The sequence below is a fragment of the Enterobacter sp. RHBSTW-00318 genome, from assembly GCF_014101375.1.
GTDB classification, from domain to species: domain Bacteria; phylum Pseudomonadota; class Gammaproteobacteria; order Enterobacterales; family Enterobacteriaceae; genus Enterobacter; species Enterobacter ludwigii.
In genome coordinates, this window is the sequence record NZ_JABXQH010000001.1 from 3346329 (window position 1) to 3369776 (window position 23448).

Consider the following 23448-nt stretch of genomic DNA (forward strand, 5'->3'; position numbering starts at 1 on the left):
CCTGAAAAGGAGTGTTTTTTTCATGTCCAGGTCGCTTTTAACCAACGAAACCAGTGAACTTGATTTACTGGATCAACGTCCTTTCGACCAGACCGACTTCGATATTCTGAAATCCTACGAGGCGGTAGTGGACGGGTTAGCGATGCTCATTGGGTCCCACTGCGAAATCGTATTGCACTCCCTGCAAGATCTTAAGTGTTCCGCCATCCGCATTGCTAATGGTGAGCATACTGGCCGTAAAATTGGTTCGCCAATCACCGACCTTGCATTGCGTATGCTGCATGACATGACCGGCGCGGACAGCAGCGTCTCCAAATGTTATTTCACCCGCGCCAAAAGCGGCGTACTGATGAAATCAGAAACCATCGCGATTCGAAATCGCGAGCATCGCGTGATCGGTCTGTTGTGCATCAACATGAACCTTGATGTGCCGTTCTCGCAAATCATGAGCACTTTCATACCGCCTGAAACGCCGGACGTTGGGTCCTCAGTTAACTTTGCCTCCTCTGTTGAAGATCTGGTGACGCAGACGCTTGAGTTCACTATCGAAGAGGTGAATGCCGATCGCAACGTATCGAACAACGCCAAGAATCGTCAGATCGTGCTGAATCTCTATGAGAAAGGGATTTTTGACATCAAAGACGCCATTAACCAGGTGGCCGATCGCCTGAACATTTCCAAGCATACGGTCTACCTCTACATCCGCCAGTTCAAAAGCGGTGATTTCCAGGGGCAAGACAAGTAATGCGTTTTTCGCTGATGGTGACAGGCCCGGCGTATGGTACTCAGCAGGCCAGCAGCGCGCTGCAGTTTGCGCATGCGTTACTGGCTGCCGGACATGAGCTGGTGAGCGTCTTCTTTTATCGGGAAGGGGTGTATAACGCCAACCAGTTTACCTCACCGGCCAGCGATGAATTTGATCTGGTGCGCGCCTGGCAGACGTTGAACGAGACAAGGGGGGTTGCCCTGCATATCTGCGTGGCGGCAGCCCTGCGTCGCGGCGTGACCGATGCCACCGAAGCTGAACGTCTTGGCTTGCCAGGGGCCAACCTGCAGCCGGGGTTTTCGTTGAGCGGTCTGGGCGCACTGGCACAGGCTGCGTTAACCTGCGACAGAGTGGTGCAATTCTGATGAAACGCGTGGCGTTTGTTTTTTCATCTGCTCCGCACGGTAGTGCGTCCGGCAGAGAAGGGCTGGATGCGTTGCTCGCAACATCAGCACTGACCGAAGACATCGGTGTCTTCTTTTTAGGGGATGGCGTGTTTCAGCTTCTGGCAGGCCAGCAGCCGCAGGCTATTCTGGCGCGGGATTACATCGCGACCTTTAAAGTGCTGCCGCTTTACGACATTGAAACCTTTTTTGTCTGCGCTGATTCTCTTGCTGCGCGCGGTCTGAGCGATAAGACGTCTTTCGTGCTGGATGTAACACTCCTCCCGGCCGACGCGCTGCGCGACCAACTTTCCCATTACGACACTGTTCTGAATTTCTGAGGCTGACATGCTCCATACCCTGAGCCGTTCACCGTGGCATTGTGATATCGACGCATTACTGAGTATGCTGCGCGAAGGTGATGACCTGCTGCTGATTCAGGATGGCGTACTGGCTGCGCTTGAAGGGAGTCGTTTCGTTGAAATTCTCAGCAATGCCCCCATATCCGTCTCTGCGCTGAAAGACGATCTTGAGGCGCGAGGTCTTTCTGGTCAAATTTCAGCCAAAATTGACGTGGTTGGCTATACTGATTTCGTCAATCTTACTGTGACGCACGCCAGTCAAATGAACTGGTGATCCGAGATCGCTGTATATTTCTTGACACCTTTTCGACGTAGCCCTAAAATTTCGCGTCCTCATATTGTATGAGGTCGTTTTATTACGTGTTTACGAAGCAAAAGCTAAAACCAGGAGCTATTTAATGGCAACAGTTAACCAGCTGGTACGCAAACCACGTGCGCGCAAAGTTGCAAAAAGCAACGTGCCTGCACTGGAAGCCTGCCCGCAGAAACGTGGCGTATGTACTCGTGTATATACCACCACTCCTAAAAAACCAAACTCCGCACTGCGTAAAGTATGCCGTGTGCGTTTGACTAACGGTTTCGAAGTGACTTCCTACATCGGTGGTGAAGGTCACAACCTGCAGGAGCACTCCGTGATCCTGATCCGTGGCGGTCGTGTTAAAGACCTTCCGGGTGTTCGTTACCACACCGTTCGTGGTGCGCTGGACTGCTCAGGTGTTAAAGACCGTAAGCAGGCTCGCTCCAAGTACGGCGTGAAGCGTCCTAAGGCTTAATGGTTCTCCGTTAAGTAAGGCCAAACTGATTTATCTTAATGTCAAACTAAACTCGTAGAGTTTTGGACAATCCTGAATTAACAACGGAGTATTCCCATGCCACGTCGTCGCGTCATTGGTCAGCGTAAAATTCTTCCAGATCCGAAATTCGGATCAGAACTGCTGGCAAAATTTGTAAATATCCTGATGGTAGATGGTAAAAAATCTACTGCAGAAGCAATCGTATACAGCGCGCTGGAGACCCTGGCTCAGCGCTCTGGTAAAAATGAACTGGAAGCTTTCGAAGTCGCTCTCGACAACGTGCGCCCGACTGTAGAAGTTAAGTCTCGCCGCGTTGGTGGTTCTACTTATCAGGTTCCAGTTGAAGTTCGTCCGGTTCGTCGTAATGCTCTGGCAATGCGTTGGATCGTTGAAGCTGCTCGTAAACGCGGTGATAAATCCATGGCTCTGCGTCTGGCGAACGAACTTTCTGATGCTGCAGAAAACAAAGGTACTGCAGTTAAGAAACGTGAAGACGTTCACCGTATGGCAGAAGCCAACAAGGCGTTCGCACACTACCGTTGGTAATCCCTTCGGAGTATTAGTCACCAGGCGGGCGCTTCAGCGAAGCTGCCCGTCCTGGGTTACTTAACTGAACGCCTAAAGAAACAAACGAGGAATCAAATGGCTCGTACAACACCCATCGCACGTTACCGTAACATTGGTATCAGTGCGCACATCGACGCCGGTAAGACCACTACTACCGAACGTATTCTGTTCTACACCGGTGTAAACCATAAAATCGGTGAAGTTCATGACGGCGCAGCCACCATGGACTGGATGGAACAGGAGCAGGAGCGTGGTATTACTATCACCTCCGCAGCGACTACTGCATTCTGGTCAGGTATGGCTAAGCAGTACGAACCGCATCGCGTTAACATCATCGATACCCCAGGGCACGTTGACTTCACCATCGAAGTAGAACGTTCCATGCGTGTTCTTGACGGCGCGGTAATGGTTTATTGCGCAGTTGGTGGTGTTCAGCCACAGTCTGAGACCGTATGGCGTCAGGCGAACAAATATAAAGTTCCACGCATCGCGTTCGTTAACAAAATGGACCGTATGGGTGCTAACTTCCTGAAAGTTGTTGGTCAGATCAAATCCCGTCTGGGCGCGAACCCTGTTCCGCTGCAGCTGGCAATTGGTGCTGAAGAAGGCTTCACCGGCGTTATCGACCTGGTGAAAATGAAAGCCATCAACTGGAACGATGCAGACCAGGGCGTTACCTTCGAATACGAAGATATCCCAGCTGAGATGCAGGACCTGGCTGACGAATGGCACCAGAACCTGATCGAATCCGCTGCTGAAGCTTCTGAAGAGCTGATGGAGAAATACCTGGGTGGTGAAGAACTGACTGAAGAAGAGATCAAAAAAGCTCTGCGTCAGCGTGTTCTGAACAACGAAATCATCCTGGTAACCTGTGGTTCTGCATTCAAGAACAAAGGTGTTCAGGCGATGCTGGATGCGGTAATTGATTACCTGCCATCCCCGGTTGACGTTCCTGCGATCAACGGCATCCTGGACGACGGTAAAGATACTCCGGCTGAACGTCACGCAAGCGACGAAGAGCCGTTCTCTGCACTGGCGTTCAAAATTGCTACCGACCCATTCGTGGGTAACCTGACCTTCTTCCGCGTTTACTCTGGTGTGGTTAACTCCGGTGACACCATCCTGAACTCCGTGAAAACGGCGCGTGAACGTTTTGGCCGTATCGTACAGATGCACGCTAACAAACGTGAAGAGATCAAAGAAGTTCGTGCGGGCGACATCGCTGCAGCAATCGGTCTGAAAGACGTGACTACTGGTGACACCCTGTGTGACCCGGATCACCCGATCATTCTGGAGCGTATGGAATTCCCTGAGCCGGTAATCTCCATCGCGGTTGAACCAAAAACCAAAGCTGACCAGGAAAAAATGGGTCTGGCTCTGGGCCGTCTGGCGAAAGAAGACCCATCATTCCGCGTATGGACTGATGAAGAATCTAACCAGACCATCATCGCTGGTATGGGTGAACTGCACCTGGACATCATCGTTGACCGTATGAAGCGTGAATTCAACGTTGAAGCGAACGTGGGTAAACCTCAGGTTGCTTACCGCGAAGCGATTCGTGCGAAAGTTACCGATGTTGAAGGTAAACACGCTAAGCAGTCTGGTGGTCGCGGTCAGTACGGTCACGTTGTGATCGACATGTACCCACTGGAGCCGGGCTCTAACCCTAAAGGTTACGAGTTCATCAACGACATCAAAGGTGGTGTAATTCCTGGCGAATACATCCCAGCCGTTGATAAAGGTATCCAGGAACAGCTGAAAGCGGGCCCTCTGGCTGGCTATCCGGTTGTTGACATGGGTGTCCGTCTGCACTTCGGTTCTTACCACGACGTTGACTCCTCTGAACTGGCGTTTAAACTGGCTGCGTCTATTGCCTTTAAAGAAGGCTTTAAGAAAGCAAAACCAGTTCTGCTTGAGCCAATCATGAAGGTTGAAGTAGAGACTCCTGAAGAGAACACCGGTGACGTTATCGGTGACTTGAGCCGTCGTCGCGGTATGCTGCGCGGTCAGGAATCCGAAGTAACTGGCGTTAAGATCCATGCTGAAGTTCCGCTGTCTGAAATGTTCGGATATGCAACTCAGCTGCGTTCTCTGACCAAAGGTCGTGCATCATACACCATGGAATTCCTGAAGTATGATGATGCGCCTAACAACGTTGCTCAGGCCGTTATCGAAGCCCGTGGTAAGTAATCCACAGGATTAAAACCTAAGTCCCGTGCTCTCTCCGAAGGGGAGAGCACTATAGTAAGGAATATAGCCGTGTCTAAAGAAAAATTTGAACGTACAAAACCGCACGTCAACGTTGGTACTATCGGCCACGTTGACCATGGTAAAACTACCCTGACCGCTGCAATCACTACCGTACTGGCTAAAACCTACGGCGGTGCTGCTCGTGCATTCGACCAGATCGATAACGCACCAGAAGAAAAAGCGCGTGGTATCACCATCAACACTTCTCACGTTGAATATGACACCCCGACTCGCCACTACGCACACGTAGACTGCCCAGGCCACGCCGACTATGTTAAAAACATGATCACCGGTGCTGCGCAGATGGACGGCGCGATCCTGGTTGTTGCTGCGACTGACGGCCCAATGCCTCAGACCCGTGAGCACATCCTGCTGGGTCGTCAGGTAGGCGTTCCTTACATCATCGTGTTCCTGAACAAATGTGACATGGTTGATGACGAAGAGCTGCTGGAACTGGTAGAGATGGAAGTTCGTGAACTGCTGTCTCAGTACGATTTCCCTGGCGACGACACCCCAATCGTTCGTGGTTCCGCGCTGAAAGCGCTGGAAGGCGAAGCAGAGTGGGAAGAGAAAATCATCGAACTGGCTGGCTTCCTGGATTCTTATATCCCAGAACCAGAGCGTGCGATTGATAAGCCGTTCCTGCTGCCAATCGAAGACGTATTCTCCATCTCCGGTCGTGGTACCGTTGTTACCGGTCGTGTTGAGCGCGGTATCATCAAAGTTGGCGAAGAAGTTGAAATCGTTGGTATCAAAGAGACTGCTAAGTCTACCTGTACTGGCGTTGAAATGTTCCGCAAACTGCTGGACGAAGGCCGTGCTGGTGAGAACGTAGGTGTTCTGCTGCGTGGTATCAAACGTGAAGAAATCGAACGTGGTCAGGTACTGGCTAAGCCAGGCTCAATCAAGCCACACACCAAGTTCGAATCTGAAGTGTATATCCTGTCCAAAGACGAAGGCGGCCGTCATACTCCGTTCTTCAAAGGCTACCGTCCACAGTTCTACTTCCGTACAACTGACGTGACCGGTACCATCGAACTGCCAGAAGGCGTTGAGATGGTAATGCCAGGCGACAACATCAAGATGGTTGTGACGCTGATCCACCCAATCGCGATGGACGACGGTCTGCGTTTCGCAATCCGTGAAGGCGGCCGTACCGTTGGCGCGGGCGTTGTTGCTAAAGTTCTGGGCTAATTACTTATCCCTGAATTAAAAAAGGACGCTTCGGCGTCCTTTTTTGTTTTCTGCCGTTATGTGTCTGTCACAAATTTTCGCATTTTTCGTCCTCTCCCGCCCCGTATACGGGTGTTTGTGCTATTGTAATCATAACCATTCTCACTTACACTTTGCGCATATTTTGAACGGGAGTCTTTATGTACGTTTGTTTATGTAATGGTGTAAGCGACAAAAAAATACGTCAGGCCGTTCGCCAGTTTCAGCCACAGTCCTTCCAGCAGCTTCGCAAATTTGTTCCAGTGGGAAATCAATGCGGTAAATGTGTACGTGCTGCACGTGAGATCATGCAGGACGAATTGATGCAGATCCCGGAATACAAAGAGATTGCGTAAGCGCCCATCTTTTTTTTGACATCCCTGTAGCCCGATCTACGCTTCAATGAGTGGAAGCGGAGGGACTATATAATGAAAGGTGATGTTAAAATCATAAGTTATCTCAATAAATTATTGGGAAATGAGCTTGTCGCGATCAATCAGTATTTTCTCCATGCGAGAATGTTCAAAAACTGGGGCCTGATGCGCCTCAACGATGTTGAATACCACGAATCCATCGATGAGATGAAACATGCCGATAAATACATCGAGCGTATTTTATTCCTTGAAGGCATTCCTAACCTGCAGGATCTCGGCAAACTCGGCATCGGTGAAGATGTTGAAGAGATGCTACGGTCCGACCTCAGGCTCGAGCTTGAAGGCGCAAAAGATCTCCGCGAAGCCATTGCCTATGCGGACAGTGTTCATGACTACGTCAGCCGCGATATGATGATCCAGATTCTGGCCGATGAAGAAGGGCACATTGACTGGCTTGAAACTGAGCTGGATCTCATCAGTAAAATTGGTCTGCAGAATTATCTTCAATCCCAGATTAAAGTGGCTGACTAAACAGCGTCTGCCAGCCAACGCTTAAACCCGCTGCCGCCAGAAATGGCCCAAAAGGCAGTGGGTTTTTTAATGCCTGTTTATCAGGAGCCGGTAAAGCGAGAATCAGCTGGTAAAGAAGCGCCAACAATGCGGCGGTTAACACCAGTGCGGGCAATATGTGCCAACCGTGCCACGCCCCCAGTGCCGAAAGATATTTCACATCGCCATAGCCCATCCCTTCACGTCCAGTCAGAAGCCGGTAGCCCCAGTAGATAATCGCAAAGCTCACATACCCTGCCATCGCGCCAGCCACTGCGTTCGAAAGAAAGTCAGGATGAAGGCAAAGCTGGAAGAGCAGGCCGGTCCATAAGAGGGGACAGATGTATTTATCCGGGAGAAGGCCGGCACGAATATCTTCACGTACCAGTAAACCGGAGAGTGCGAAGTAAACGAGCAGAAAGGGGAGGGGAATCAGCATACGCAAAGCCTCAAAGATGTTTGGTGCATACTCTTCTCATGATGCAAGGCCAGCAACGTCCGTACACAGGAATTGCGTGAGGGGTTCATAAGAAGAGATGAAAGCAGACAGGTTGCTGCAAATAATGGAATGCCCTACGCATCGCATGTCTTTGGCGCTTAATTTCTAAACGGCACTTGCGTCTTGCTCAGATTTACGTATAATGCGCGGGCTTGTCGTAGTTGACGGCGGGTTCAATCTGAACCGGAGTAGCTAATTTTGTTACTCAACAATGCTCCCAATCGGGGAGCTACGTAAGAACGGTTACACTCTCCCATCAATCGTAATGGGTTTGAGGAGTAATCATTTTCGTTTATAAAATAATTGGAGCTCTGGTCTCATGCAGAACCAAAGAATCCGTATCCGCCTTAAAGCGTTTGATCATCGTCTGATCGATCAATCAACCGCGGAAATCGTCGAGACTGCTAAGCGCACTGGTGCGCAAGTCCGTGGTCCGATCCCGCTGCCGACCCGCAAAGAGCGCTTTACCGTTCTGATCTCTCCGCACGTTAACAAAGATGCGCGTGATCAGTACGAAATCCGCACTCACAAGCGTCTGGTTGACATCGTTGAGCCAACTGAGAAAACCGTTGATGCTCTGATGCGTCTGGATCTGGCTGCCGGTGTAGACGTGCAGATCAGCCTGGGTTAATCAGGTCATCGAGCGATTGAGAGGTTGAAACAATGATTGGTTTAGTCGGTAAAAAAGTGGGAATGACCCGCATCTTCACTGAAGATGGCGTTTCTATCCCAGTAACCGTAATCGAAGTTGAAGCAAACCGCGTTACTCAGGTTAAAGATCTGGCTAACGATGGCTACCGCGCTGTTCAGGTTACCACCGGTGCTAAAAAAGCTAACCGTGTAACCAAACCAGAAGCGGGTCACTTCGCTAAAGCTGGCGTTGAAGCTGGCCGTGGTCTGTGGGAATTCCGTCTTGCTGAAGGCGAAGAGTTCACCGTAGGTCAAGACATTAGCGTTGAGCTGTTTGCTGACGTTAAAAAAGTTGACGTAACCGGTACCTCTAAAGGTAAAGGTTTTGCTGGTACCGTTAAGCGCTGGAACTTCCGTACCCAGGACGCTACTCACGGTAACTCCTTGTCTCACCGCGTTCCGGGTTCTATCGGTCAGAACCAGACTCCGGGCAAAGTGTTCAAAGGCAAGAAAATGGCAGGTCAGCTGGGTAACGAACGTGTAACCGTTCAGAGCCTGGACGTAGTACGTGTTGACGCTGAGCGCAACCTGCTGCTGGTTAAGGGTGCTGTTCCGGGTGCTACCGGTAGCGACCTGATCGTTAAACCAGCTGTGAAGGCGTAAGGGGATAGCAATGGAATTAGTATTGAAAGACGCGCAGAGCGCGCTGACTGTTTCCGAAACTACCTTCGGTCGTGATTTCAACGAAGCGCTGGTTCACCAGGTTGTTGTTGCTTATGCAGCTGGTGCTCGTCAGGGTACTCGTGCTCAGAAGACTCGTGCTGAAGTAACTGGTTCTGGCAAAAAGCCATGGCGCCAGAAAGGTACCGGCCGTGCGCGTTCAGGTTCTATCAAGAGCCCGATCTGGCGTTCAGGTGGCGTGACCTTCGCTGCGCGTCCACAGGACCACAGTCAAAAAGTTAACAAAAAGATGTACCGCGGCGCGCTGAAAAGCATTCTGTCCGAACTGGTACGTCAGGATCGTCTGATCGTTGTCGAGAAGTTCTCTGTAGAAGCGCCTAAAACTAAGCTGCTGGCACAGAAACTGAAAGACATGGCTCTGGAAGATGTGCTGATCATCACCGGTGAGCTGGACGAGAACCTGTTCCTGGCCGCACGTAACCTGCACAAGGTTGACGTACGCGATGCGACTGGTATCGACCCGGTTAGCCTGATCGCCTTCGACAAAGTCGTAATGACTGCTGATGCTGTTAAGCAAGTTGAGGAGATGCTGGCATGATTCGTGAAGAACGTCTGCTGAAGGTGCTTCGCGCACCGCACGTTTCTGAAAAAGCGTCTACTGCGATGGAAAAAACAAACACCATCGTTCTCAAAGTTGCTAAAGACGCGACCAAAGCAGAGATCAAAGCTGCTGTGCAGAAACTGTTTGAAGTCGAAGTCGAAGTCGTTAACACCCTGGTTGTTAAAGGGAAAGTTAAACGTCACGGACAGCGTATCGGTCGTCGTAGCGACTGGAAAAAAGCTTACGTCACCCTTAAAGAAGGCCAGAACCTGGACTTCGTTGGCGGCGCTGAGTAAGTCGGAGGAGTAATACAATGGCAGTTGTTAAATGTAAACCGACATCTCCGGGTCGTCGCCACGTAGTTAAAGTGGTTAACCCTGAGCTGCACAAGGGCAAACCTTTTGCTCCGTTGCTGGAAAAAAACAGCAAATCCGGTGGTCGTAACAACAATGGCCGTATCACCACTCGTCACATCGGTGGTGGCCACAAGCAGGCTTATCGTATTGTTGACTTCAAACGCAACAAAGACGGTATCCCAGCAGTTGTTGAACGTCTTGAGTACGATCCGAACCGTTCCGCGAACATCGCGCTGGTTCTGTACAAAGACGGTGAACGCCGTTACATCCTGGCCCCTAAAGGCCTGAAAGCTGGCGACCAGATTCAGTCTGGCGTTGATGCTGCAATCAAAGCAGGCAACACCCTGCCGATGCGCAATATCCCGGTTGGTTCTACCGTTCATAACGTAGAAATGAAACCAGGTAAAGGCGGTCAGCTGGCGCGTTCCGCGGGTACTTACGTTCAGATCGTTGCTCGTGACGGTGCTTATGTCACCCTGCGTCTGCGTTCTGGTGAAATGCGTAAAGTCGAAGCAGATTGCCGCGCTACTCTGGGCGAAGTTGGCAATGCTGAGCATATGCTGCGCGTTCTGGGTAAAGCTGGTGCTGCACGCTGGCGTGGTGTTCGTCCTACCGTTCGCGGTACTGCGATGAACCCAGTAGACCACCCACATGGTGGTGGTGAAGGTCGTAACTTTGGTAAGCACCCGGTAACTCCGTGGGGCGTTCAAACCAAAGGTAAGAAGACCCGCAGCAACAAGCGTACTGATAAATTTATCGTACGTCGCCGTAGCAAATAATTTTAGAGGATAAGCCATGCCACGTTCTCTCAAGAAAGGTCCTTTTATTGACCTGCACTTGCTGAAGAAGGTAGAGAAAGCGGTGGAAAGCGGAGACAAGAAGCCCCTGCGCACTTGGTCCCGTCGTTCAACGATCTTTCCTAACATGATCGGTTTGACCATCGCTGTCCATAATGGTCGTCAGCACGTTCCAGTCTTTGTTACCGACGAAATGGTTGGTCACAAACTGGGTGAATTCGCACCGACTCGTACTTATCGCGGCCACGCTGCTGATAAAAAAGCGAAGAAGAAATAAGGTAGGAGGAAGAGATGGAAACTTTAGCTCAACATCGCCATGCTCGTTCTTCTGCTCAGAAGGTTCGCCTTGTTGCTGACCTGATTCGCGGTAAGAAAGTGTCGCAGGCCCTGGACATCCTGACCTATACCAACAAGAAAGCTGCGGTATTGGTCAAGAAAGTACTGGAATCTGCCATTGCTAACGCTGAACACAACGATGGCGCTGACATCGACGATCTGAAAGTCGCGAAAATTTTCGTAGATGAAGGCCCAAGCATGAAGCGCATTATGCCGCGTGCGAAAGGTCGTGCAGATCGCATCCTGAAGCGCACCAGCCACATTACTGTGGTTGTGTCCGATCGCTGAGACTCTGGAGACTAGCAATGGGTCAGAAAGTACATCCTAATGGTATTCGCCTGGGTATTGTAAAACCATGGAACTCTACCTGGTTTGCGAACACCAAAGAATTCGCTGACAACCTGGACAGCGATTTTAAAGTACGTCAGTACCTGACTAAGGAACTGGCTAAAGCGTCTGTATCTCGTATCGTTATCGAGCGTCCAGCTAAGAGCATTCGTGTAACCATTCACACTGCTCGTCCTGGCATCGTTATCGGTAAGAAAGGCGAAGACGTAGAAAAACTGCGCAAGGTCGTAGCGGATATCGCTGGCGTTCCTGCACAGATCAATATCGCTGAAGTTCGTAAGCCTGAACTGGACGCTAAATTGGTTGCTGACAGCATCACTTCACAGCTGGAACGTCGTGTTATGTTCCGTCGTGCTATGAAGCGTGCTGTACAGAACGCAATGCGTCTGGGCGCTAAGGGTATCAAAGTTGAAGTTAGCGGCCGTCTGGGCGGCGCGGAAATCGCACGTACCGAATGGTACCGCGAAGGTCGCGTACCGCTGCACACTCTGCGTGCTGACATCGACTACAACACCTCTGAAGCGCACACCACTTACGGTGTAATCGGCGTTAAGGTATGGATCTTCAAAGGTGAGATCCTGGGTGGTATGGCTGCTGTTGAACAACCGGAAAAACCGGCTGCTCAACCTAAAAAGCAGCAGCGTAAAGGCCGTAAATAAGGAGCGTCGCTGATGTTACAACCAAAGCGTACAAAATTCCGTAAAGTGCACAAAGGCCGCAACCGTGGTCTGGCGCAGGGTACGGATGTTAGCTTCGGCACTTTCGGTCTGAAAGCTGTTGGCCGTGGTCGTCTGACTGCACGTCAGATCGAAGCAGCACGTCGTGCAATGACCCGTGCAGTTAAGCGTCAAGGTAAGATCTGGATCCGTGTATTCCCGGACAAACCGATCACCGAGAAGCCGCTGGAAGTTCGTATGGGTAAAGGTAAAGGTAACGTGGAGTACTGGGTTGCCTTGATCCAACCGGGCAAAGTCCTTTATGAAATGGACGGCGTTCCGGAAGAGCTGGCCCGTGAAGCCTTCGGCCTGGCAGCAGCGAAACTGCCTATCAAAACCACCTTTGTAACTAAGACGGTGATGTAATGAAAGCAAAAGAGCTGCGTGAAAAAAGCGTTGAAGAGCTGAACGCTGAGCTGCTGAACCTGCTGCGTGAGCAGTTCAACCTGCGTATGCAGGCTGCAAGTGGCCAGCTGCAACAGACTCACCTGCTGAAGCAAGTGCGTCGCAATGTTGCGCGCGTTAAGACTTTACTGACTCAGAAGGCGGGTGCGTAATGACCGATAAAATCCGTACTCTGCAAGGTCGTGTTGTTAGCGACAAGATGGAGAAATCCATCGTTGTAGCTATCGAACGTATTGTGAAACACCCGATCTACGGTAAATTCATCAAACGTACGACCAAACTGCACGTACATGACGAGAACAACGAATGTGGTATCGGCGACAAGGTTGAAATCCGTGAATGCCGTCCACTGTCCAAGACTAAGTCCTGGACGCTGGTTCGCGTTGTAGAGAAAGCGGTTCTGTAATAGAGTACGCATTCTCAATACGAATAAACGGCTCAGCGATGAGCCGTTTATTTTTTCTACCCATATTGTAGAAGCGGTGTTATAATGCCGCGCCCTCGATATGGGGCTTTTTAACGGCTCTGATTTTAGAGTCTCAGGTAGTAGTTGACATTAGCGGAGCACTAAAATGATCCAAGAACAGACTATGCTGAACGTCGCCGACAACTCCGGTGCACGTCGCGTAATGTGTATCAAGGTTCTGGGTGGCTCGCACCGTCGCTACGCAGGCGTAGGCGACATCATCAAGATCACCATCAAAGAAGCAATTCCACGTGGTAAGGTCAAAAAAGGTGATGTGCTGAAAGCGGTAGTGGTGCGCACCAAGAAGGGTGTTCGTCGCCCTGACGGTTCTGTCATTCGCTTCGATGGTAATGCATGCGTTATTTTGAACAATAACAGTGAGCAGCCAATCGGCACGCGTATCTTTGGGCCGGTAACTCGTGAACTTCGTACTGAAAAGTTCATGAAAATTATCTCTCTGGCACCAGAAGTACTCTAAGGAGCGAATCATGGCAGCGAAAATCCGTCGTGATGACGAAGTTATCGTGTTAACCGGTAAAGATAAAGGTAAACGCGGTAAAGTAAAAAATGTCCTGTCTTCCGGCAAGGTCATTGTTGAAGGTATCAACCTGGTTAAGAAACATCAGAAGCCGGTTCCGGCCCTGAACCAACCAGGCGGCATCGTTGAAAAAGAAGCTGCTATTCAGGTTTCTAACGTTGCAATCTTCAATGCGGCAACCGGCAAGGCTGACCGTGTAGGCTTTAGATTCGAAGACGGGAAAAAAGTCCGTTTCTTCAAGTCTAACAGCGAAACTATCAAGTAATTTGGAGTAGTACGATGGCGAAACTGCATGATTACTACAAAGACGAAGTAGTTAACAAACTCATGACTGAGTTTAACTACAATTCTGTCATGCAAGTCCCTCGGGTCGAGAAGATCACCCTGAACATGGGTGTTGGTGAAGCGATCGCTGACAAGAAACTGCTGGATAACGCAGCAGCTGACCTGACAGCAATCTCCGGTCAAAAACCGCTGATCACCAAAGCACGCAAATCTGTTGCAGGCTTCAAAATCCGTCAGGGCTATCCGATCGGCTGTAAAGTAACTCTGCGTGGCGAACGCATGTGGGAGTTCTTTGAGCGCCTGATCACTATTGCTGTACCACGTATCCGTGACTTCCGTGGCTTGTCCGCTAAGTCTTTCGACGGTCGTGGTAACTACAGCATGGGTGTCCGTGAGCAGATCATCTTCCCAGAGATCGACTACGATAAAGTCGACCGCGTGCGTGGTTTGGATATTACCATTACCACTACTGCGAAATCTGATGAAGAAGGCCGTGCTCTGCTGGCTGCCTTTGACTTCCCGTTCCGCAAGTAAGGTAGGGTTACTGAATGGCTAAGCAATCAATGAAAGCACGCGAAGTAAAACGCGTAGCTTTAGCTGATAAATTCTTCGCTAAACGCGCTGAACTGAAAGCGATCATTTCTGATGTGAACGCTTCCGACGAAGATCGTTGGAATGCGGTTCTCAAGCTGCAGTCTCTGCCGCGTGATTCCAGCCCGTCTCGTCAGCGTAACCGCTGTCGTCAAACAGGTCGTCCACATGGTTATGTGGGCAAGTTTGGGTTGAGCCGTATCAAACTGCGTGAAGCCGCCATGCGCGGTGAAGTACCAGGCTTGAAAAAGGCTAGCTGGTAATTACCAATTGAATCACGGGAGTAAAGACAGATGAGCATGCAAGATCCGATCGCGGATATGCTGACCCGTATCCGTAACGGTCAGGCCGCGAACAAAGTTGCGGTCACCATGCCTTCCGCCAAGCTGAAAGTGGCAATTGCCAACGTGCTGAAGGAAGAAGGTTTTATCGAAGATTTTAAAGTTGAAGGCGACACCAAGCCGGAACTGGAACTTACTCTCAAGTATTTCCAGGGTAAAGCTGTTGTAGAAAGCATTCAGCGTGTCAGCCGCCCAGGTCTGCGCATCTATAAGAAAAAAGATGAGCTGCCTAAAGTTATGGCTGGTCTTGGTATCGCAGTTGTTTCTACCTCTAAAGGTGTTATGACTGATCGTGCAGCGCGCCAGGCTGGTCTTGGTGGCGAAATTATCTGCTACGTAGCCTAATCGGAGGAAAGAATGTCTCGTGTTGCTAAAGCACCGGTCGTTATTCCTGCCGGCGTTGATGTAAAAATCGACGGTCAGGTTATTACGATCAAAGGTAAAAACGGCGAGCTGACTCGTACCCTCAACAAAGCTGTTGAAGTTAAACATGCAGATAACGCTCTGACCTTCGGTCCACGTGATGGTTTCGTGGATGGATGGGCTCAGGCTGGTACCGCGCGTGCCCTGCTGAACTCAATGGTTGTTGGTGTTACCGAAGGCTTCACTAAAAAGCTTCAACTGGTTGGTGTAGGTTATCGTGCAGCTATCAAAGGGAATGCAGTAGGCCTGTCTCTGGGCTTCTCACACCCTGTTGAGCATCCGCTGCCGGCCGGTATCACTGCAGAATGTCCGACCCAGACTGAAATCGTGCTGAAAGGCGCTGATAAACAGCTGATCGGTCAGGTTGCAGCAGATCTGCGCGCCTACCGTCGTCCTGAGCCTTATAAAGGCAAGGGTGTTCGTTACGCCGACGAAGTCGTGCGTACCAAAGAGGCTAAGAAGAAGTAAGGTAACACTATGGATAAGAAATCTGCTCGTATCCGTCGTGCGACCCGCGCACGCCGCAAGCTCAAAGAGCTGGGTGCAACTCGCCTGGTGGTACATCGTACCCCGCGTCATATTTACGCACAGGTCATTGCACCAAACGGTTCTGAAGTTCTGGTAGCTGCTTCTACTGTAGAAAAAGCTATTGCAGAGCAATTGAAGTACACCGGTAACAAAGACGCCGCTGCAGCTGTAGGTAAAGCTGTTGCAGAACGCGCTCTGGAAAAAGGCATCAGCAATGTTTCCTTTGACCGTTCCGGGTTCCAATATCATGGTCGTGTCCAGGCACTGGCAGATGCTGCCCGTGAAGCTGGCCTTCAGTTCTAAGGTAGAGGTGTAAGATGGCTCACATCGAAAAACAGGCTGGCGAACTGCAGGAAAAGCTGATCGCGGTTAACCGCGTATCTAAAACCGTTAAAGGTGGTCGTATTTTCTCCTTCACAGCTCTGACTGTAGTTGGCGATGGTAACGGTCGCGTTGGTTTTGGTTACGGTAAAGCGCGTGAAGTTCCAGCAGCGATCCAGAAAGCGATGGAAAAAGCCCGTCGCAATATGATTAACGTCGCGCTGAACAACGGTACCCTGCAGCACCCAGTTAAAGGTGTTCACACGGGTTCTCGTGTATTCATGCAGCCAGCTTCAGAAGGTACCGGTATCATCGCCGGTGGTGCAATGCGCGCCGTTCTGGAAGTTGCTGGGGTTCATAACGTTCTGGCTAAAGCATACGGTTCCACCAACCCGATTAACGTGGTTCGTGCAACTATTGATGGCCTGGAAAATATGAATTCTCCAGAAATGGTCGCTGCCAAGCGTGGTAAATCCGTTGAAGAAATTCTGGGGTAATTGACCATGGCAAAGACTATTAAAATCACTCAAACCCGCAGTGCAATCGGTCGTCTGCCGAAACACAAGGCAACGCTGCTTGGCCTGGGTCTGCGTCGTATTGGTCATACCGTTGAGCGTGAGGATACTCCCGCTGTTCGTGGTATGGTCAACGCGGTTTACTTCATGGTTAAAGTTGAGGAGTAAGAGATGCGTTTAAATACTCTGTCTCCGGCCGAAGGCTCTAAAAAGGCGGGTAAACGCCTGGGTCGTGGTATCGGTTCTGGCCTCGGCAAAACCGGTGGTCGTGGTCACAAAGGTCAGAACTCTCGTTCTGGCGGTGGCGTACGTCGCGGTTTCGAGGGTGGCCAGATGCCACTGTACCGTCGTCTGCCGAAGTTCGGCTTCACTTCTCGCAAAGCAGCGATTACAGCGGAAATCCGTCTGTCTGACCTGGCGAAAGTTGAAGGCGGCGTTGTAGACCTGAACACGCTGAAAGCGGCAAACATTATCGGTATCCAGATCGAGTTCGCGAAAGTGATCCTGGCTGGTGAAGTTTCTACTCCGGTAACTGTTCGTGGCCTGCGTGTTACTAAAGGTGCTCGTGCTGCTATCGAAGCCGCTGGCGGTAAAATTGAGGAATAAGTAGCAGATGGCTAAGCAACCGGGATTAGATTTTCAAAGTGCCAAAGGTGGATTTGGCGAGCTGAAACGCAGACTGCTGTTTGTTATCGGCGCGCTGATTGTGTTCCGTGTTGGCTCTTTTATTCCGATCCCTGGTATCGATGCCGCTGTACTTGCCAAACTGCTTGAGCAACAGCGAGGCACCATCATTGAAATGTTTAACATGTTCTCTGGTGGTGCTCTCAGCCGTGCTTCTATCTTCGCTCTGGGTATCATGCCGTATATTTCGGCATCGATTATTATCCAGCTGCTGACGGTCGTTCATCCGGCCCTGGCAGAACTGAAGAAAGAAGGGGAGTCTGGACGTCGTAAGATAAGCCAGTACACCCGTTACGGCACTCTGGTGCTGGCAATATTCCAGTCGATCGGTATTGCTACCGGTCTTCCGAATATGCCTGGTATGCAGGGCCTGGTATTAAACCCAGGCTTTGCATTCTATTTCACCGCTGTTGTAAGTCTGGTCACAGGAACAATGTTCCTGATGTGGCTCGGCGAACAGATTACTGAGCGTGGTATCGGTAACGGTATCTCAATCATTATCTTCGCTGGTATCGTTGCGGGTCTCCCGCCAGCCATTGCCCACACTATCGAGCAAGCGCGTCAAGGCGACCTGCACTTCCTCCTGTTGCTGTTGGTTGCAGTATTAGTATTTGCAGTGACGTTCTTTGTTGTCTTCGTTGAACGTGGTCAACGCCGCATTGTGGTGAACTACGCTAAGCGTCAACAAGGTCGTCGTGTCTATGCTGCACAGAGCACACATTTACCGCTGAAAGTGAACATGGCGGGGGTTATCCCGGCTATCTTCGCTTCCAGTATTATTCTGTTCCCGGCAACCATCGCGTCATGGTTCGGGGGCGGTACTGGTTGGAACTGGCTGACAACAATTTCGCTGTATTTGCAGCCTGGGCAACCACTTTATGTGTTACTCTATGCGTCTGCGATCATCTTCTTCTGTTTCTTCTACACGGCGTTGGTTTTCAACCCGCGTGAAACAGCAGATAACCTGAAGAAGTCCGGTGCATTTGTACCAGGAATTCGTCCGGGAGAGCAAACGGCGAAGTATATCGATAAAGTAATGACTCGCCTGACTTTGGTTGGTGCGCTTTATATTACTTTTATCTGCCTGATCCCGGAGTTCATGCGTGATGCAATGAAGGTACCGTTCTACTTCGGTGGGACCTCACTGCTTATCGTTGTTGTCGTGATTATGGACTTTATGGCTCAAGTGCAAACTCTGATGATGTCCAGTCAGTATGAGTCTGCATTGAAGAAGGCGAACCTGAAAGGCTACGGCCGCTAAATGGTCGCCTGAGAAGTTACGGAGAGTAAAAATGAAAGTTCGTGCTTCCGTCAAGAAATTATGCCGTAACTGCAAAATCGTTAAGCGTGATGGTGTCATCCGTGTGATTTGCAGTGCCGAGCCGAAGCATAAACAGCGCCAAGGCTGATTATTTCGCATATTTTTCTTGCAAAGTTGGGTTGAGCTGGCTAGATTAGCCAGCCAATCTTTTGTATGTCTGTACGTTTCCATTTGAGTATCCTGAAAACGGGCTTTTCAGCATGGTGCGTACATATTAAATAGTAGGAGTGCATAGTGGCCCGTATAGCAGGCATTAACATTCCTGATCAGAAACATGCTGTGATCGCATTAACTTCGATCTATGGCGTCGGCAAGACCCGTTCCAAAGCCATTCTGGCTGCAGCGGGTATCGCTGAAGATGTTAAGATCAGTGAGCTGTCTGAAGAACAAATCGACACGCTGCGTGACGAAGTTGCCAAATTTGTCGTTGAAGGTGATCTGCGCCGTGAAATCAGCATGAGCATCAAGCGCCTGATGGATCTTGGTTGCTATCGCGGTTTGCGTCATCGTCGTGGTCTGCCAGTGCGCGGTCAGCGTACTAAGACCAACGCACGTACCCGTAAGGGTCCGCGCAAACCGATCAAGAAATAATCGGGGTGATTGAATAATGGCAAAGGCACCAGTTCGTGCACGTAAACGTGTAAGAAAACAAGTCTCTGACGGCGTGGCTCATATCCATGCTTCTTTCAACAACACCATCGTTACTATTACTGATCGTCAGGGTAACGCTTTGGGTTGGGCAACAGCCGGTGGTTCCGGTTTCCGTGGTTCTCGCAAATCCACTCCGTTTGCAGCTCAGGTTGCAGCAGAGCGTTGCGCAGAAGCCGTAAAAGAATACGGCATCAAGAATCTGGAAGTTATGGTTAAAGGTCCGGGTCCGGGTCGTGAATCTACTGTTCGCGCTCTGAACGCCGCTGGTTTCCGCATCACGAATATTACTGATGTGACTCCGATCCCTCATAACGGTTGTCGTCCGCCGAAAAAACGTCGCGTATAACGCTCGTTTTTTAGGTTAGTTGGAGATAGAAAATGGCAAGATATTTGGGTCCTAAGCTCAAGCTGAGCCGTCGTGAGGGCACCGACTTATTCCTTAAGTCTGGCGTTCGCGCGATCGATACCAAGTGTAAAATTGAACAAGCTCCTGGCCAGCACGGTGCGCGTAAACCGCGTCTGTCTGACTATGGTGTGCAGTTGCGTGAAAAGCAAAAAGTTCGCCGTATGTACGGTGTGCTGGAGCGTCAGTTCCGTAACTACTATAAAGAAGCAGCACGTCTGAAAGGCAACACAGGTGAAAACCTGCTGGCTCTGCTGGAAGGTCGTCTGGACAACGTTGTTTACCGTATGGGCTTCGGCGCGACTCGTGCTGAATCACGCCAGTTGGTTAGCCATAAAGCAATCATGGTAAACGGTCGTGTTGTTAACATCGCTTCTTATCAGGTTAAAGCGAATGACGTTGTTAGCATTCGTGAGAAAGCGAAAAAGCAATCTCGCGTGAAAGCCGCTCTGGAGCTGGCTGAGCAGCGTGAAAAGCCAACCTGGCTGGAAGTTGATGCTGGCAAGATGGAAGGTACGTTCAAGCGTCAGCCAGAACGTTCTGATCTGTCTGCGGACATTAACGAACACCTGATCGTCGAGCTTTACTCCAAGTAAAGCTTAGTACCAAAGAGAGGACACAATGCAGGGTTCTGTGACAGAGTTTCTAAAACCGCGCCTGGTAGATATCGAGCAAGTGAGTTCGACGCACGCCAAGGTGACCCTTGAGCCTTTAGAGCGTGGCTTTGGCCATACTCTGGGTAACGCACTGCGCCGTATTCTGCTCTCATCGATGCCGGGTTGCGCGGTGACCGAGGTTGAGATTGATGGTGTACTTCATGAGTACAGCACCAAAGAAGGCGTTCAGGAAGATATCCTTGAAATCCTGCTCAACCTGAAAGGGCTGGCGGTGAGAGTTCAGGGTAAAGATGAAGTTATTCTTACTCTGAATAAATCTGGCATTGGCCCTGTGACTGCAGCCGACATCACCCACGACGGTGATGTTGAAATCGTCAAGCCGCAGCACGTGATCTGCCACCTGACCGATGAGAACGCAGCGATTAGCATGCGTATCAAAGTTCAGCGCGGTCGTGGTTATGTGCCGGCTTCTGCCCGAATTCATTCGGAAGAAGATGAGCGCCCAATCGGCCGTCTGCTGGTCGACGCATGCTACAGCCCTGTAGAGCGTATTGCCTACAATGTTGAAGCAGCGCGTGTAGAACAGCGTACCGACCTGGACAAGCTGGTCATCGAAATGGAAACCAACGGCACAATCGATCCTGAAGAGGCGATTCGTCGTGCGGCAACCATCCTGGCAGAACAACTGGAAGCTTTCGTTGACTTACGTGATGTTCGTCAGCCGGAAGTGAAAGAAGAGAAACCAGAATTCGATCCGATCCTGCTGCGCCCTGTTGACGATCTCGAATTGACTGTCCGCTCTGCTAACTGCCTCAAGGCAGAAGCTATCCACTATATCGGTGATCTGGTACAGCGTACCGAGGTTGAGTTGCTGAAAACGCCGAACCTGGGTAAAAAATCTCTTACCGAGATTAAAGACGTGCTGGCTTCACGTGGTCTGTCTCTGGGCATGCGCCTGGAAAACTGGCCACCAGCAAGCATTGCTGACGAGTAACCGGATCACAGGTTAAGGTTTTACTGAGAAGGATAAGGTCATGCGCCATCGTAAGAGTGGTCGTCAACTGAACCGCAACAGCAGCCATCGCCAGGCTATGTTCCGCAACATGGCAGGTTCACTGGTTCGTCATGAAATCATCAAGACGACCCTGCCTAAAGCGAAAGAGCTGCGTCGCGTAGTTGAGCCGCTGATTACTCTTGCCAAGACTGACAGCGTTTCAAATCGTCGTCTGGCATTCGCCCGTACTCGTGATAACGAGATCGTGGCAAAACTGTTTAACGAACTGGGTCCGCGTTTCGCGAGCCGTGCCGGTGGTTACACTCGTATTCTGAAGTGTGGCTTCCGTGCAGGCGACAACGCTCCGATGGCTTACATCGAGCTGGTTGATCGTTCAGAATCTAAAGCAGAAGCTGCTGCAGAGTAATCTGTAGTAACGTAAAAAAACCCGCTTCGGCGGGTTTTTTTATATCCGCTGAATCCCCACTTCTCTACAATATCTGTATCTTTTCTGTTCATCTTCTGGAGTTATTCATGTGGTTGCTCGACCAGTGGGCAGAACGCCATATCAGCGATGCTCAGCGAAAAGGCGAATTTGATAACCTTGCGGGACGCGGCGAGCCGTTAGTGCTTGATGATGATTCGCATGTTGCCCCTGAATTACGGGCCGGATATCGCTTACTCAAAAATGCCGGTTGTTTACCACCGGAACTGGAGCAGCGTAAAGAGGCCATGCAACTGGCTGACCTGCTGAAAGGGATTCGCAAGGATGATCCCAGCCACCGTGAAATTAGCCGTCGACTGGCTCTCATCGAACTCAAAATGCGTCAGGCCGGAATGAGCACAGACTTTTTGCACGGTGAGTACAGTGACAGGCTAATGCAGAAAATCAATGAGGAATAACCATGTACCGTATCGGTGAACTTGCCAGGCTTGCTAACGTGACGCCGGACACTATCCGCTATTACGAAAAGCAGCAGATGATTGATCACGAGGTTCGTACTGAAGGTGGATTTCGACTCTATACCGATCATGACCTGCAGCGCTTGCGGTTTATCCGCTACGCTCGCCAGCTTGGTTTCACGCTGGACTCGATCCGCGAGTTACTTTCGATCCGCATCGATCCTGAACACCATACTTGCCAGGAGTCGAAGAGTATCGTACAGGCAAGGCTTGATGAAGTTGAAGCGCGTATACAGGAACTGCAGACCATGCAGCGTTCTCTGCAACGGTTGAATGACGCCTGCTGCGGTACAGCCCATAGCAGTATTTATTGTTCAATTCTTGAAGCCCTTGAACAGGGGGCCAGTGGAACCCAGGGCTGTTGATTTTTACTTCATCCGGGACTAGACTCCCGTCGACATACACCATGCTCAGGAGAAATTATGAGCCGCTATCAGCATACGAAAGGGCAAATTCAGGACAATGCCATTGAGGCACTGCTCCACGACCCGCTTTTCAGGCAGCGTATTGAGAAGAATAAAAAAGGAAAAGGGAGTTATTTACGAAAAGGGAAACATGCAAAACGGGGTAACTGGGAGGCCAGTGGCAAGCAAGCGAATCGCTTTTTTACCACTGGCCTTCCTTTTTTCAACGTCTGATTAAGAGCGGTTATTTTGCTCTTTCAACAGATCGCGAATTTCAGTCAATAACACTTCTTCTTTTGTCGGAGCAGGCGGCGCAGCCGGTTCTTCAGCCTTTTTACGGTTAAGCTTATTGATAAGCTTGATAGCCATAAAAATGGCGAACGCCACGATCACGAAATCAAATATGTTCTGAATGAAAACGCCATAATGCATAACAACGGCAGGGACATCACCCTGTGCATCCCGAAGCGTCACGGCAAACTGTTTAAAATCAATGCCCCCGATTAACAGCCCGAGGGGAGGCATAATAATGTCGGCTACCAGTGATGAAACGATCTTACCGAACGCTGCACCGATAATGACACCCACTGCCAGATCCACCACATTCCCGCGCATCGCAAATTCGCGAAATTCTTTAACTAAACTCATTTTCTTCTCCTTGAGCCAACTGACGATTATAAGTTTAACAAATGATTAATTAATTTCCATTGGGGATAATTAATCGTTATGAAAAATAAAAGGCATGGGAATAAGAGGGTTAATAATCAGGTGCTCTTT

General features: G+C 50.3%; 43 protein-coding genes. 41 read left to right on the plus strand and 2 right to left on the minus strand.

Going from position 1 to position 23448, the window contains the following annotated elements:
• The first annotated feature begins 22 nt into the window (after positions 1 to 22).
• The 10 genes from HV157_RS16480 (at position 23) to bfr (ending at position 7239) form a co-directional block, all read left to right on the plus strand.
• Positions 23 to 745 carry a transcriptional regulator gene (locus tag HV157_RS16480; RefSeq protein WP_014171909.1) on the plus strand — a complete coding sequence of 241 codons (723 nt, stop codon included), beginning with the start codon at positions 23 to 25 and terminating at the stop codon, positions 743 to 745.
• Positions 745 to 1131, plus strand: coding sequence for a sulfurtransferase complex subunit TusD (gene tusD, locus HV157_RS16485; RefSeq protein WP_014171908.1), 387 nt, complete (start codon positions 745 to 747; stop codon positions 1129 to 1131). The genes HV157_RS16480 and tusD overlap by 1 nt, the downstream gene beginning before the upstream one ends.
• Complete coding sequence (gene tusC, locus HV157_RS16490; RefSeq protein ID WP_014171907.1) at positions 1131 to 1490, plus strand: sulfurtransferase complex subunit TusC; 360 nt, start codon at positions 1131 to 1133, stop codon at positions 1488 to 1490. Before tusD ends, tusC begins: the two co-directional genes overlap by 1 nt.
• A gap of 7 nt (positions 1491 to 1497) precedes the next feature.
• The gene (gene tusB / locus HV157_RS16495; protein ID WP_014171906.1) at positions 1498 to 1785 is read left to right on the plus strand and encodes a sulfurtransferase complex subunit TusB; all 288 of its coding nucleotides are present in this window, start codon (positions 1498 to 1500) and stop codon (positions 1783 to 1785) included.
• Positions 1786 to 1909: 124 nt separating this feature from the next.
• Positions 1910 to 2284, plus strand: coding sequence for a 30S ribosomal protein S12 (gene rpsL / locus HV157_RS16500; RefSeq protein WP_000246815.1), 375 nt, complete (start codon positions 1910 to 1912; stop codon positions 2282 to 2284).
• 96 nt (positions 2285 to 2380) lie between these two features.
• Positions 2381 to 2851: a 30S ribosomal protein S7 gene (rpsG, locus tag HV157_RS16505; RefSeq protein WP_003861706.1), complete on the plus strand. Its 471-nt coding sequence runs from the start codon at positions 2381 to 2383 to the stop codon at positions 2849 to 2851.
• Between the two features lie 96 nt (positions 2852 to 2947).
• Positions 2948 to 5062, plus strand: coding sequence for an elongation factor G (gene fusA / locus HV157_RS16510; protein ID WP_014171904.1), 2115 nt, complete (start codon positions 2948 to 2950; stop codon positions 5060 to 5062).
• Between the two features lie 69 nt (positions 5063 to 5131).
• Positions 5132 to 6316: an elongation factor Tu gene (gene tuf, locus HV157_RS16515; RefSeq protein WP_014171903.1), complete on the plus strand. Its 1185-nt coding sequence runs from the start codon at positions 5132 to 5134 to the stop codon at positions 6314 to 6316.
• A 179-nt stretch (positions 6317 to 6495) separates the two neighbouring features.
• A complete protein-coding gene (gene bfd, locus HV157_RS16520; protein WP_008503493.1) occupies positions 6496 to 6690 on the plus strand; it encodes a bacterioferritin-associated ferredoxin in 195 nt (64 codons plus the stop codon).
• Between the two features lie 72 nt (positions 6691 to 6762).
• On the plus strand, positions 6763 to 7239 hold the full coding sequence (bfr, locus tag HV157_RS16525; RefSeq protein WP_014171902.1) for a bacterioferritin: 477 nt from the start codon (positions 6763 to 6765) through the stop codon (positions 7237 to 7239).
• Here bfr and HV157_RS16530 read toward each other — a convergent pair.
• Complete coding sequence (locus tag HV157_RS16530) at positions 7223 to 7696, minus strand: A24 family peptidase (RefSeq protein WP_047742168.1); 474 nt, start codon at positions 7694 to 7696, stop codon at positions 7223 to 7225. The genes bfr and HV157_RS16530 overlap by 17 nt on opposite strands.
• Before the next feature lie 379 nt (positions 7697 to 8075).
• On the opposite strand from HV157_RS16530, the gene rpsJ reads away from it, so the two are divergent.
• From rpsJ to HV157_RS16685, 31 genes are all read left to right on the plus strand, one after another.
• Entirely contained in the window at positions 8076 to 8387 is a 312-nt protein-coding gene (gene rpsJ / locus HV157_RS16535) for a 30S ribosomal protein S10 (protein WP_001181005.1), read from the plus strand.
• Between the two features lie 32 nt (positions 8388 to 8419).
• A complete protein-coding gene (rplC, locus tag HV157_RS16540; protein WP_006178923.1) occupies positions 8420 to 9049 on the plus strand; it encodes a 50S ribosomal protein L3 in 630 nt (209 codons plus the stop codon).
• A 10-nt stretch (positions 9050 to 9059) separates the two neighbouring features.
• Positions 9060 to 9665 (plus strand): 50S ribosomal protein L4, encoded by a 606-nt coding sequence (rplD, locus tag HV157_RS16545; protein WP_000424395.1) that lies wholly within the window; start codon positions 9060 to 9062, stop codon positions 9663 to 9665.
• Entirely contained in the window at positions 9662 to 9964 is a 303-nt protein-coding gene (gene rplW, locus HV157_RS16550; protein ID WP_000617546.1) for a 50S ribosomal protein L23, read from the plus strand. Before rplD ends, rplW begins: the two co-directional genes overlap by 4 nt.
• A gap of 17 nt (positions 9965 to 9981) precedes the next feature.
• A complete protein-coding gene (gene rplB / locus HV157_RS16555; RefSeq protein ID WP_000301859.1) occupies positions 9982 to 10803 on the plus strand; it encodes a 50S ribosomal protein L2 in 822 nt (273 codons plus the stop codon).
• 16 nt (positions 10804 to 10819) lie between these two features.
• Positions 10820 to 11098 (plus strand): 30S ribosomal protein S19, encoded by a 279-nt coding sequence (rpsS, locus tag HV157_RS16560; protein ID WP_001138117.1) that lies wholly within the window; start codon positions 10820 to 10822, stop codon positions 11096 to 11098.
• Between the two features lie 14 nt (positions 11099 to 11112).
• On the plus strand, positions 11113 to 11445 hold the full coding sequence (gene rplV, locus HV157_RS16565) for a 50S ribosomal protein L22 (protein ID WP_002919773.1): 333 nt from the start codon (positions 11113 to 11115) through the stop codon (positions 11443 to 11445).
• 17 nt (positions 11446 to 11462) lie between these two features.
• Positions 11463 to 12164 (plus strand): 30S ribosomal protein S3, encoded by a 702-nt coding sequence (gene rpsC, locus HV157_RS16570; protein WP_000529945.1) that lies wholly within the window; start codon positions 11463 to 11465, stop codon positions 12162 to 12164.
• A 12-nt stretch (positions 12165 to 12176) separates the two neighbouring features.
• The gene (gene rplP, locus HV157_RS16575; RefSeq protein ID WP_002919759.1) at positions 12177 to 12587 is read left to right on the plus strand and encodes a 50S ribosomal protein L16; all 411 of its coding nucleotides are present in this window, start codon (positions 12177 to 12179) and stop codon (positions 12585 to 12587) included.
• Entirely contained in the window at positions 12587 to 12778 is a 192-nt protein-coding gene (rpmC, locus tag HV157_RS16580) for a 50S ribosomal protein L29 (protein WP_003863282.1), read from the plus strand. The genes rplP and rpmC overlap by 1 nt, the downstream gene beginning before the upstream one ends.
• Entirely contained in the window at positions 12778 to 13032 is a 255-nt protein-coding gene (gene rpsQ / locus HV157_RS16585) for a 30S ribosomal protein S17 (RefSeq protein ID WP_008503489.1), read from the plus strand. Before rpmC ends, rpsQ begins: the two co-directional genes overlap by 1 nt.
• Positions 13033 to 13198: 166 nt before the next feature.
• Entirely contained in the window at positions 13199 to 13570 is a 372-nt protein-coding gene (gene rplN, locus HV157_RS16590; RefSeq protein WP_002919748.1) for a 50S ribosomal protein L14, read from the plus strand.
• A gap of 10 nt (positions 13571 to 13580) precedes the next feature.
• On the plus strand, positions 13581 to 13895 hold the full coding sequence (rplX, locus tag HV157_RS16595) for a 50S ribosomal protein L24 (RefSeq protein WP_000729185.1): 315 nt from the start codon (positions 13581 to 13583) through the stop codon (positions 13893 to 13895).
• A 14-nt stretch (positions 13896 to 13909) separates the two neighbouring features.
• Positions 13910 to 14449, plus strand: a complete 540-nt coding sequence (rplE, locus tag HV157_RS16600) for a 50S ribosomal protein L5 (RefSeq protein WP_001096206.1) — start codon at positions 13910 to 13912, stop codon at positions 14447 to 14449.
• Between the two features lie 14 nt (positions 14450 to 14463).
• Entirely contained in the window at positions 14464 to 14769 is a 306-nt protein-coding gene (gene rpsN / locus HV157_RS16605; RefSeq protein WP_003863291.1) for a 30S ribosomal protein S14, read from the plus strand.
• A 30-nt stretch (positions 14770 to 14799) separates the two neighbouring features.
• Entirely contained in the window at positions 14800 to 15192 is a 393-nt protein-coding gene (rpsH, locus tag HV157_RS16610; RefSeq protein WP_006178918.1) for a 30S ribosomal protein S8, read from the plus strand.
• A 12-nt stretch (positions 15193 to 15204) separates the two neighbouring features.
• Positions 15205 to 15738 carry a 50S ribosomal protein L6 gene (rplF, locus tag HV157_RS16615; RefSeq protein ID WP_003863296.1) on the plus strand — a complete coding sequence of 178 codons (534 nt, stop codon included), beginning with the start codon at positions 15205 to 15207 and terminating at the stop codon, positions 15736 to 15738.
• A 9-nt stretch (positions 15739 to 15747) separates the two neighbouring features.
• Positions 15748 to 16101, plus strand: coding sequence for a 50S ribosomal protein L18 (gene rplR, locus HV157_RS16620; protein ID WP_013099023.1), 354 nt, complete (start codon positions 15748 to 15750; stop codon positions 16099 to 16101).
• A 14-nt stretch (positions 16102 to 16115) separates the two neighbouring features.
• Positions 16116 to 16616, plus strand: a complete 501-nt coding sequence (gene rpsE, locus HV157_RS16625) for a 30S ribosomal protein S5 (RefSeq protein WP_003863299.1) — start codon at positions 16116 to 16118, stop codon at positions 16614 to 16616.
• A 6-nt stretch (positions 16617 to 16622) separates the two neighbouring features.
• A complete protein-coding gene (gene rpmD / locus HV157_RS16630; RefSeq protein WP_003863301.1) occupies positions 16623 to 16802 on the plus strand; it encodes a 50S ribosomal protein L30 in 180 nt (59 codons plus the stop codon).
• A 3-nt stretch (positions 16803 to 16805) separates the two neighbouring features.
• Positions 16806 to 17240: a 50S ribosomal protein L15 gene (gene rplO, locus HV157_RS16635; RefSeq protein ID WP_003863304.1), complete on the plus strand. Its 435-nt coding sequence runs from the start codon at positions 16806 to 16808 to the stop codon at positions 17238 to 17240.
• 7 nt (positions 17241 to 17247) lie between these two features.
• Positions 17248 to 18579: a preprotein translocase subunit SecY gene (gene secY, locus HV157_RS16640; RefSeq protein ID WP_014171896.1), complete on the plus strand. Its 1332-nt coding sequence runs from the start codon at positions 17248 to 17250 to the stop codon at positions 18577 to 18579.
• Positions 18580 to 18610: 31 nt separating this feature from the next.
• Positions 18611 to 18727: a 50S ribosomal protein L36 gene (gene rpmJ / locus HV157_RS16645; protein WP_000868187.1), complete on the plus strand. Its 117-nt coding sequence runs from the start codon at positions 18611 to 18613 to the stop codon at positions 18725 to 18727.
• 146 nt (positions 18728 to 18873) lie between these two features.
• Positions 18874 to 19230 carry a 30S ribosomal protein S13 gene (gene rpsM / locus HV157_RS16650; protein WP_003863308.1) on the plus strand — a complete coding sequence of 119 codons (357 nt, stop codon included), beginning with the start codon at positions 18874 to 18876 and terminating at the stop codon, positions 19228 to 19230.
• 16 nt (positions 19231 to 19246) lie between these two features.
• The gene (rpsK, locus tag HV157_RS16655; protein ID WP_003863312.1) at positions 19247 to 19636 is read left to right on the plus strand and encodes a 30S ribosomal protein S11; all 390 of its coding nucleotides are present in this window, start codon (positions 19247 to 19249) and stop codon (positions 19634 to 19636) included.
• 32 nt (positions 19637 to 19668) lie between these two features.
• A complete protein-coding gene (gene rpsD / locus HV157_RS16660; RefSeq protein WP_004868345.1) occupies positions 19669 to 20289 on the plus strand; it encodes a 30S ribosomal protein S4 in 621 nt (206 codons plus the stop codon).
• A 25-nt stretch (positions 20290 to 20314) separates the two neighbouring features.
• Positions 20315 to 21304 carry a DNA-directed RNA polymerase subunit alpha gene (gene rpoA / locus HV157_RS16665; protein WP_002919219.1) on the plus strand — a complete coding sequence of 330 codons (990 nt, stop codon included), beginning with the start codon at positions 20315 to 20317 and terminating at the stop codon, positions 21302 to 21304.
• A 40-nt stretch (positions 21305 to 21344) separates the two neighbouring features.
• Positions 21345 to 21731, plus strand: coding sequence for a 50S ribosomal protein L17 (gene rplQ / locus HV157_RS16670; protein ID WP_182268727.1), 387 nt, complete (start codon positions 21345 to 21347; stop codon positions 21729 to 21731).
• 107 nt (positions 21732 to 21838) lie between these two features.
• Positions 21839 to 22207, plus strand: coding sequence for a DUF1992 domain-containing protein (locus tag HV157_RS16675; protein ID WP_014171895.1), 369 nt, complete (start codon positions 21839 to 21841; stop codon positions 22205 to 22207).
• A gap of 2 nt (positions 22208 to 22209) precedes the next feature.
• Positions 22210 to 22632, plus strand: a complete 423-nt coding sequence (zntR, locus tag HV157_RS16680) for a Zn(2+)-responsive transcriptional regulator (protein ID WP_014171894.1) — start codon at positions 22210 to 22212, stop codon at positions 22630 to 22632.
• A gap of 57 nt (positions 22633 to 22689) precedes the next feature.
• On the plus strand, positions 22690 to 22905 hold the full coding sequence (locus HV157_RS16685; protein ID WP_014171893.1) for an alternative ribosome-rescue factor A: 216 nt from the start codon (positions 22690 to 22692) through the stop codon (positions 22903 to 22905).
• Here HV157_RS16685 and mscL read toward each other — a convergent pair whose 3' ends face one another.
• Positions 22906 to 23319, minus strand: a complete 414-nt coding sequence (gene mscL / locus HV157_RS16690; protein ID WP_014171892.1) for a large-conductance mechanosensitive channel protein MscL — start codon at positions 23317 to 23319, stop codon at positions 22906 to 22908. It lies immediately after the preceding gene.
• Between the last annotated feature and the right edge of the window lie 129 nt (positions 23320 to 23448).

Excerpts from the sequence above, each read along its gene's own strand:
- rplD (WP_000424395.1), top strand. The coding sequence starts at position 9,060 with ATGGAATTAGTATTGAAAGACGCGCAGAGCGCGCTGACTGTTTCCGAA.
- bfr (WP_014171902.1), top strand. The coding sequence starts at position 6,763 with ATGAAAGGTGATGTTAAAATCATAAGTTATCTCAATAAATTATTGGGA.
- tusD (WP_014171908.1), top strand. The coding sequence starts at position 745 with ATGCGTTTTTCGCTGATGGTGACAGGCCCGGCGTATGGTACTCAGCAG.
- rplR (WP_013099023.1), top strand. The coding sequence starts at position 15,748 with ATGGATAAGAAATCTGCTCGTATCCGTCGTGCGACCCGCGCACGCCGC.
- tusC (WP_014171907.1), top strand. The coding sequence starts at position 1,131 with ATGAAACGCGTGGCGTTTGTTTTTTCATCTGCTCCGCACGGTAGTGCG.
- rplW (WP_000617546.1), top strand. The coding sequence starts at position 9,662 with ATGATTCGTGAAGAACGTCTGCTGAAGGTGCTTCGCGCACCGCACGTT.
- rpmC (WP_003863282.1), top strand. The coding sequence starts at position 12,587 with ATGAAAGCAAAAGAGCTGCGTGAAAAAAGCGTTGAAGAGCTGAACGCT.
- rplP (WP_002919759.1), top strand. The coding sequence starts at position 12,177 with ATGTTACAACCAAAGCGTACAAAATTCCGTAAAGTGCACAAAGGCCGC.
- rpsD (WP_004868345.1), top strand. The coding sequence starts at position 19,669 with ATGGCAAGATATTTGGGTCCTAAGCTCAAGCTGAGCCGTCGTGAGGGC.
- rpoA (WP_002919219.1), top strand. The coding sequence starts at position 20,315 with ATGCAGGGTTCTGTGACAGAGTTTCTAAAACCGCGCCTGGTAGATATC.
- rpsQ (WP_008503489.1), top strand. The coding sequence starts at position 12,778 with ATGACCGATAAAATCCGTACTCTGCAAGGTCGTGTTGTTAGCGACAAG.
- rpsK (WP_003863312.1), top strand. The coding sequence starts at position 19,247 with ATGGCAAAGGCACCAGTTCGTGCACGTAAACGTGTAAGAAAACAAGTC.
- bfd (WP_008503493.1), top strand. The coding sequence starts at position 6,496 with ATGTACGTTTGTTTATGTAATGGTGTAAGCGACAAAAAAATACGTCAG.
- HV157_RS16480 (WP_014171909.1), top strand. The coding sequence starts at position 23 with ATGTCCAGGTCGCTTTTAACCAACGAAACCAGTGAACTTGATTTACTG.
- fusA (WP_014171904.1), top strand. The coding sequence starts at position 2,948 with ATGGCTCGTACAACACCCATCGCACGTTACCGTAACATTGGTATCAGT.
- rplE (WP_001096206.1), top strand. The coding sequence starts at position 13,910 with ATGGCGAAACTGCATGATTACTACAAAGACGAAGTAGTTAACAAACTC.
- rpsH (WP_006178918.1), top strand. The coding sequence starts at position 14,800 with ATGAGCATGCAAGATCCGATCGCGGATATGCTGACCCGTATCCGTAAC.
- rpmJ (WP_000868187.1), top strand. The coding sequence starts at position 18,611 with ATGAAAGTTCGTGCTTCCGTCAAGAAATTATGCCGTAACTGCAAAATC.
- rpsG (WP_003861706.1), top strand. The coding sequence starts at position 2,381 with ATGCCACGTCGTCGCGTCATTGGTCAGCGTAAAATTCTTCCAGATCCG.
- rpsN (WP_003863291.1), top strand. The coding sequence starts at position 14,464 with ATGGCTAAGCAATCAATGAAAGCACGCGAAGTAAAACGCGTAGCTTTA.
- HV157_RS16685 (WP_014171893.1), top strand. The coding sequence starts at position 22,690 with ATGAGCCGCTATCAGCATACGAAAGGGCAAATTCAGGACAATGCCATT.
- rpsE (WP_003863299.1), top strand. The coding sequence starts at position 16,116 with ATGGCTCACATCGAAAAACAGGCTGGCGAACTGCAGGAAAAGCTGATC.
- rpsC (WP_000529945.1), top strand. The coding sequence starts at position 11,463 with ATGGGTCAGAAAGTACATCCTAATGGTATTCGCCTGGGTATTGTAAAA.
- rplQ (WP_182268727.1), top strand. The coding sequence starts at position 21,345 with ATGCGCCATCGTAAGAGTGGTCGTCAACTGAACCGCAACAGCAGCCAT.
- rplV (WP_002919773.1), top strand. The coding sequence starts at position 11,113 with ATGGAAACTTTAGCTCAACATCGCCATGCTCGTTCTTCTGCTCAGAAG.
- secY (WP_014171896.1), top strand. The coding sequence starts at position 17,248 with ATGGCTAAGCAACCGGGATTAGATTTTCAAAGTGCCAAAGGTGGATTT.
- zntR (WP_014171894.1), top strand. The coding sequence starts at position 22,210 with ATGTACCGTATCGGTGAACTTGCCAGGCTTGCTAACGTGACGCCGGAC.
- rplN (WP_002919748.1), top strand. The coding sequence starts at position 13,199 with ATGATCCAAGAACAGACTATGCTGAACGTCGCCGACAACTCCGGTGCA.
- rplX (WP_000729185.1), top strand. The coding sequence starts at position 13,581 with ATGGCAGCGAAAATCCGTCGTGATGACGAAGTTATCGTGTTAACCGGT.
- rplB (WP_000301859.1), top strand. The coding sequence starts at position 9,982 with ATGGCAGTTGTTAAATGTAAACCGACATCTCCGGGTCGTCGCCACGTA.
- rpsS (WP_001138117.1), top strand. The coding sequence starts at position 10,820 with ATGCCACGTTCTCTCAAGAAAGGTCCTTTTATTGACCTGCACTTGCTG.
- HV157_RS16675 (WP_014171895.1), top strand. The coding sequence starts at position 21,839 with ATGTGGTTGCTCGACCAGTGGGCAGAACGCCATATCAGCGATGCTCAG.
- rpsJ (WP_001181005.1), top strand. The coding sequence starts at position 8,076 with ATGCAGAACCAAAGAATCCGTATCCGCCTTAAAGCGTTTGATCATCGT.
- rplC (WP_006178923.1), top strand. The coding sequence starts at position 8,420 with ATGATTGGTTTAGTCGGTAAAAAAGTGGGAATGACCCGCATCTTCACT.
- mscL (WP_014171892.1), bottom strand. The coding sequence starts at position 23,319 with ATGAGTTTAGTTAAAGAATTTCGCGAATTTGCGATGCGCGGGAATGTG.
- rpmD (WP_003863301.1), top strand. The coding sequence starts at position 16,623 with ATGGCAAAGACTATTAAAATCACTCAAACCCGCAGTGCAATCGGTCGT.
- rplF (WP_003863296.1), top strand. The coding sequence starts at position 15,205 with ATGTCTCGTGTTGCTAAAGCACCGGTCGTTATTCCTGCCGGCGTTGAT.
- tusB (WP_014171906.1), top strand. The coding sequence starts at position 1,498 with ATGCTCCATACCCTGAGCCGTTCACCGTGGCATTGTGATATCGACGCA.
- rpsL (WP_000246815.1), top strand. The coding sequence starts at position 1,910 with ATGGCAACAGTTAACCAGCTGGTACGCAAACCACGTGCGCGCAAAGTT.
- rplO (WP_003863304.1), top strand. The coding sequence starts at position 16,806 with ATGCGTTTAAATACTCTGTCTCCGGCCGAAGGCTCTAAAAAGGCGGGT.
- HV157_RS16530 (WP_047742168.1), bottom strand. The coding sequence starts at position 7,696 with ATGCTGATTCCCCTCCCCTTTCTGCTCGTTTACTTCGCACTCTCCGGT.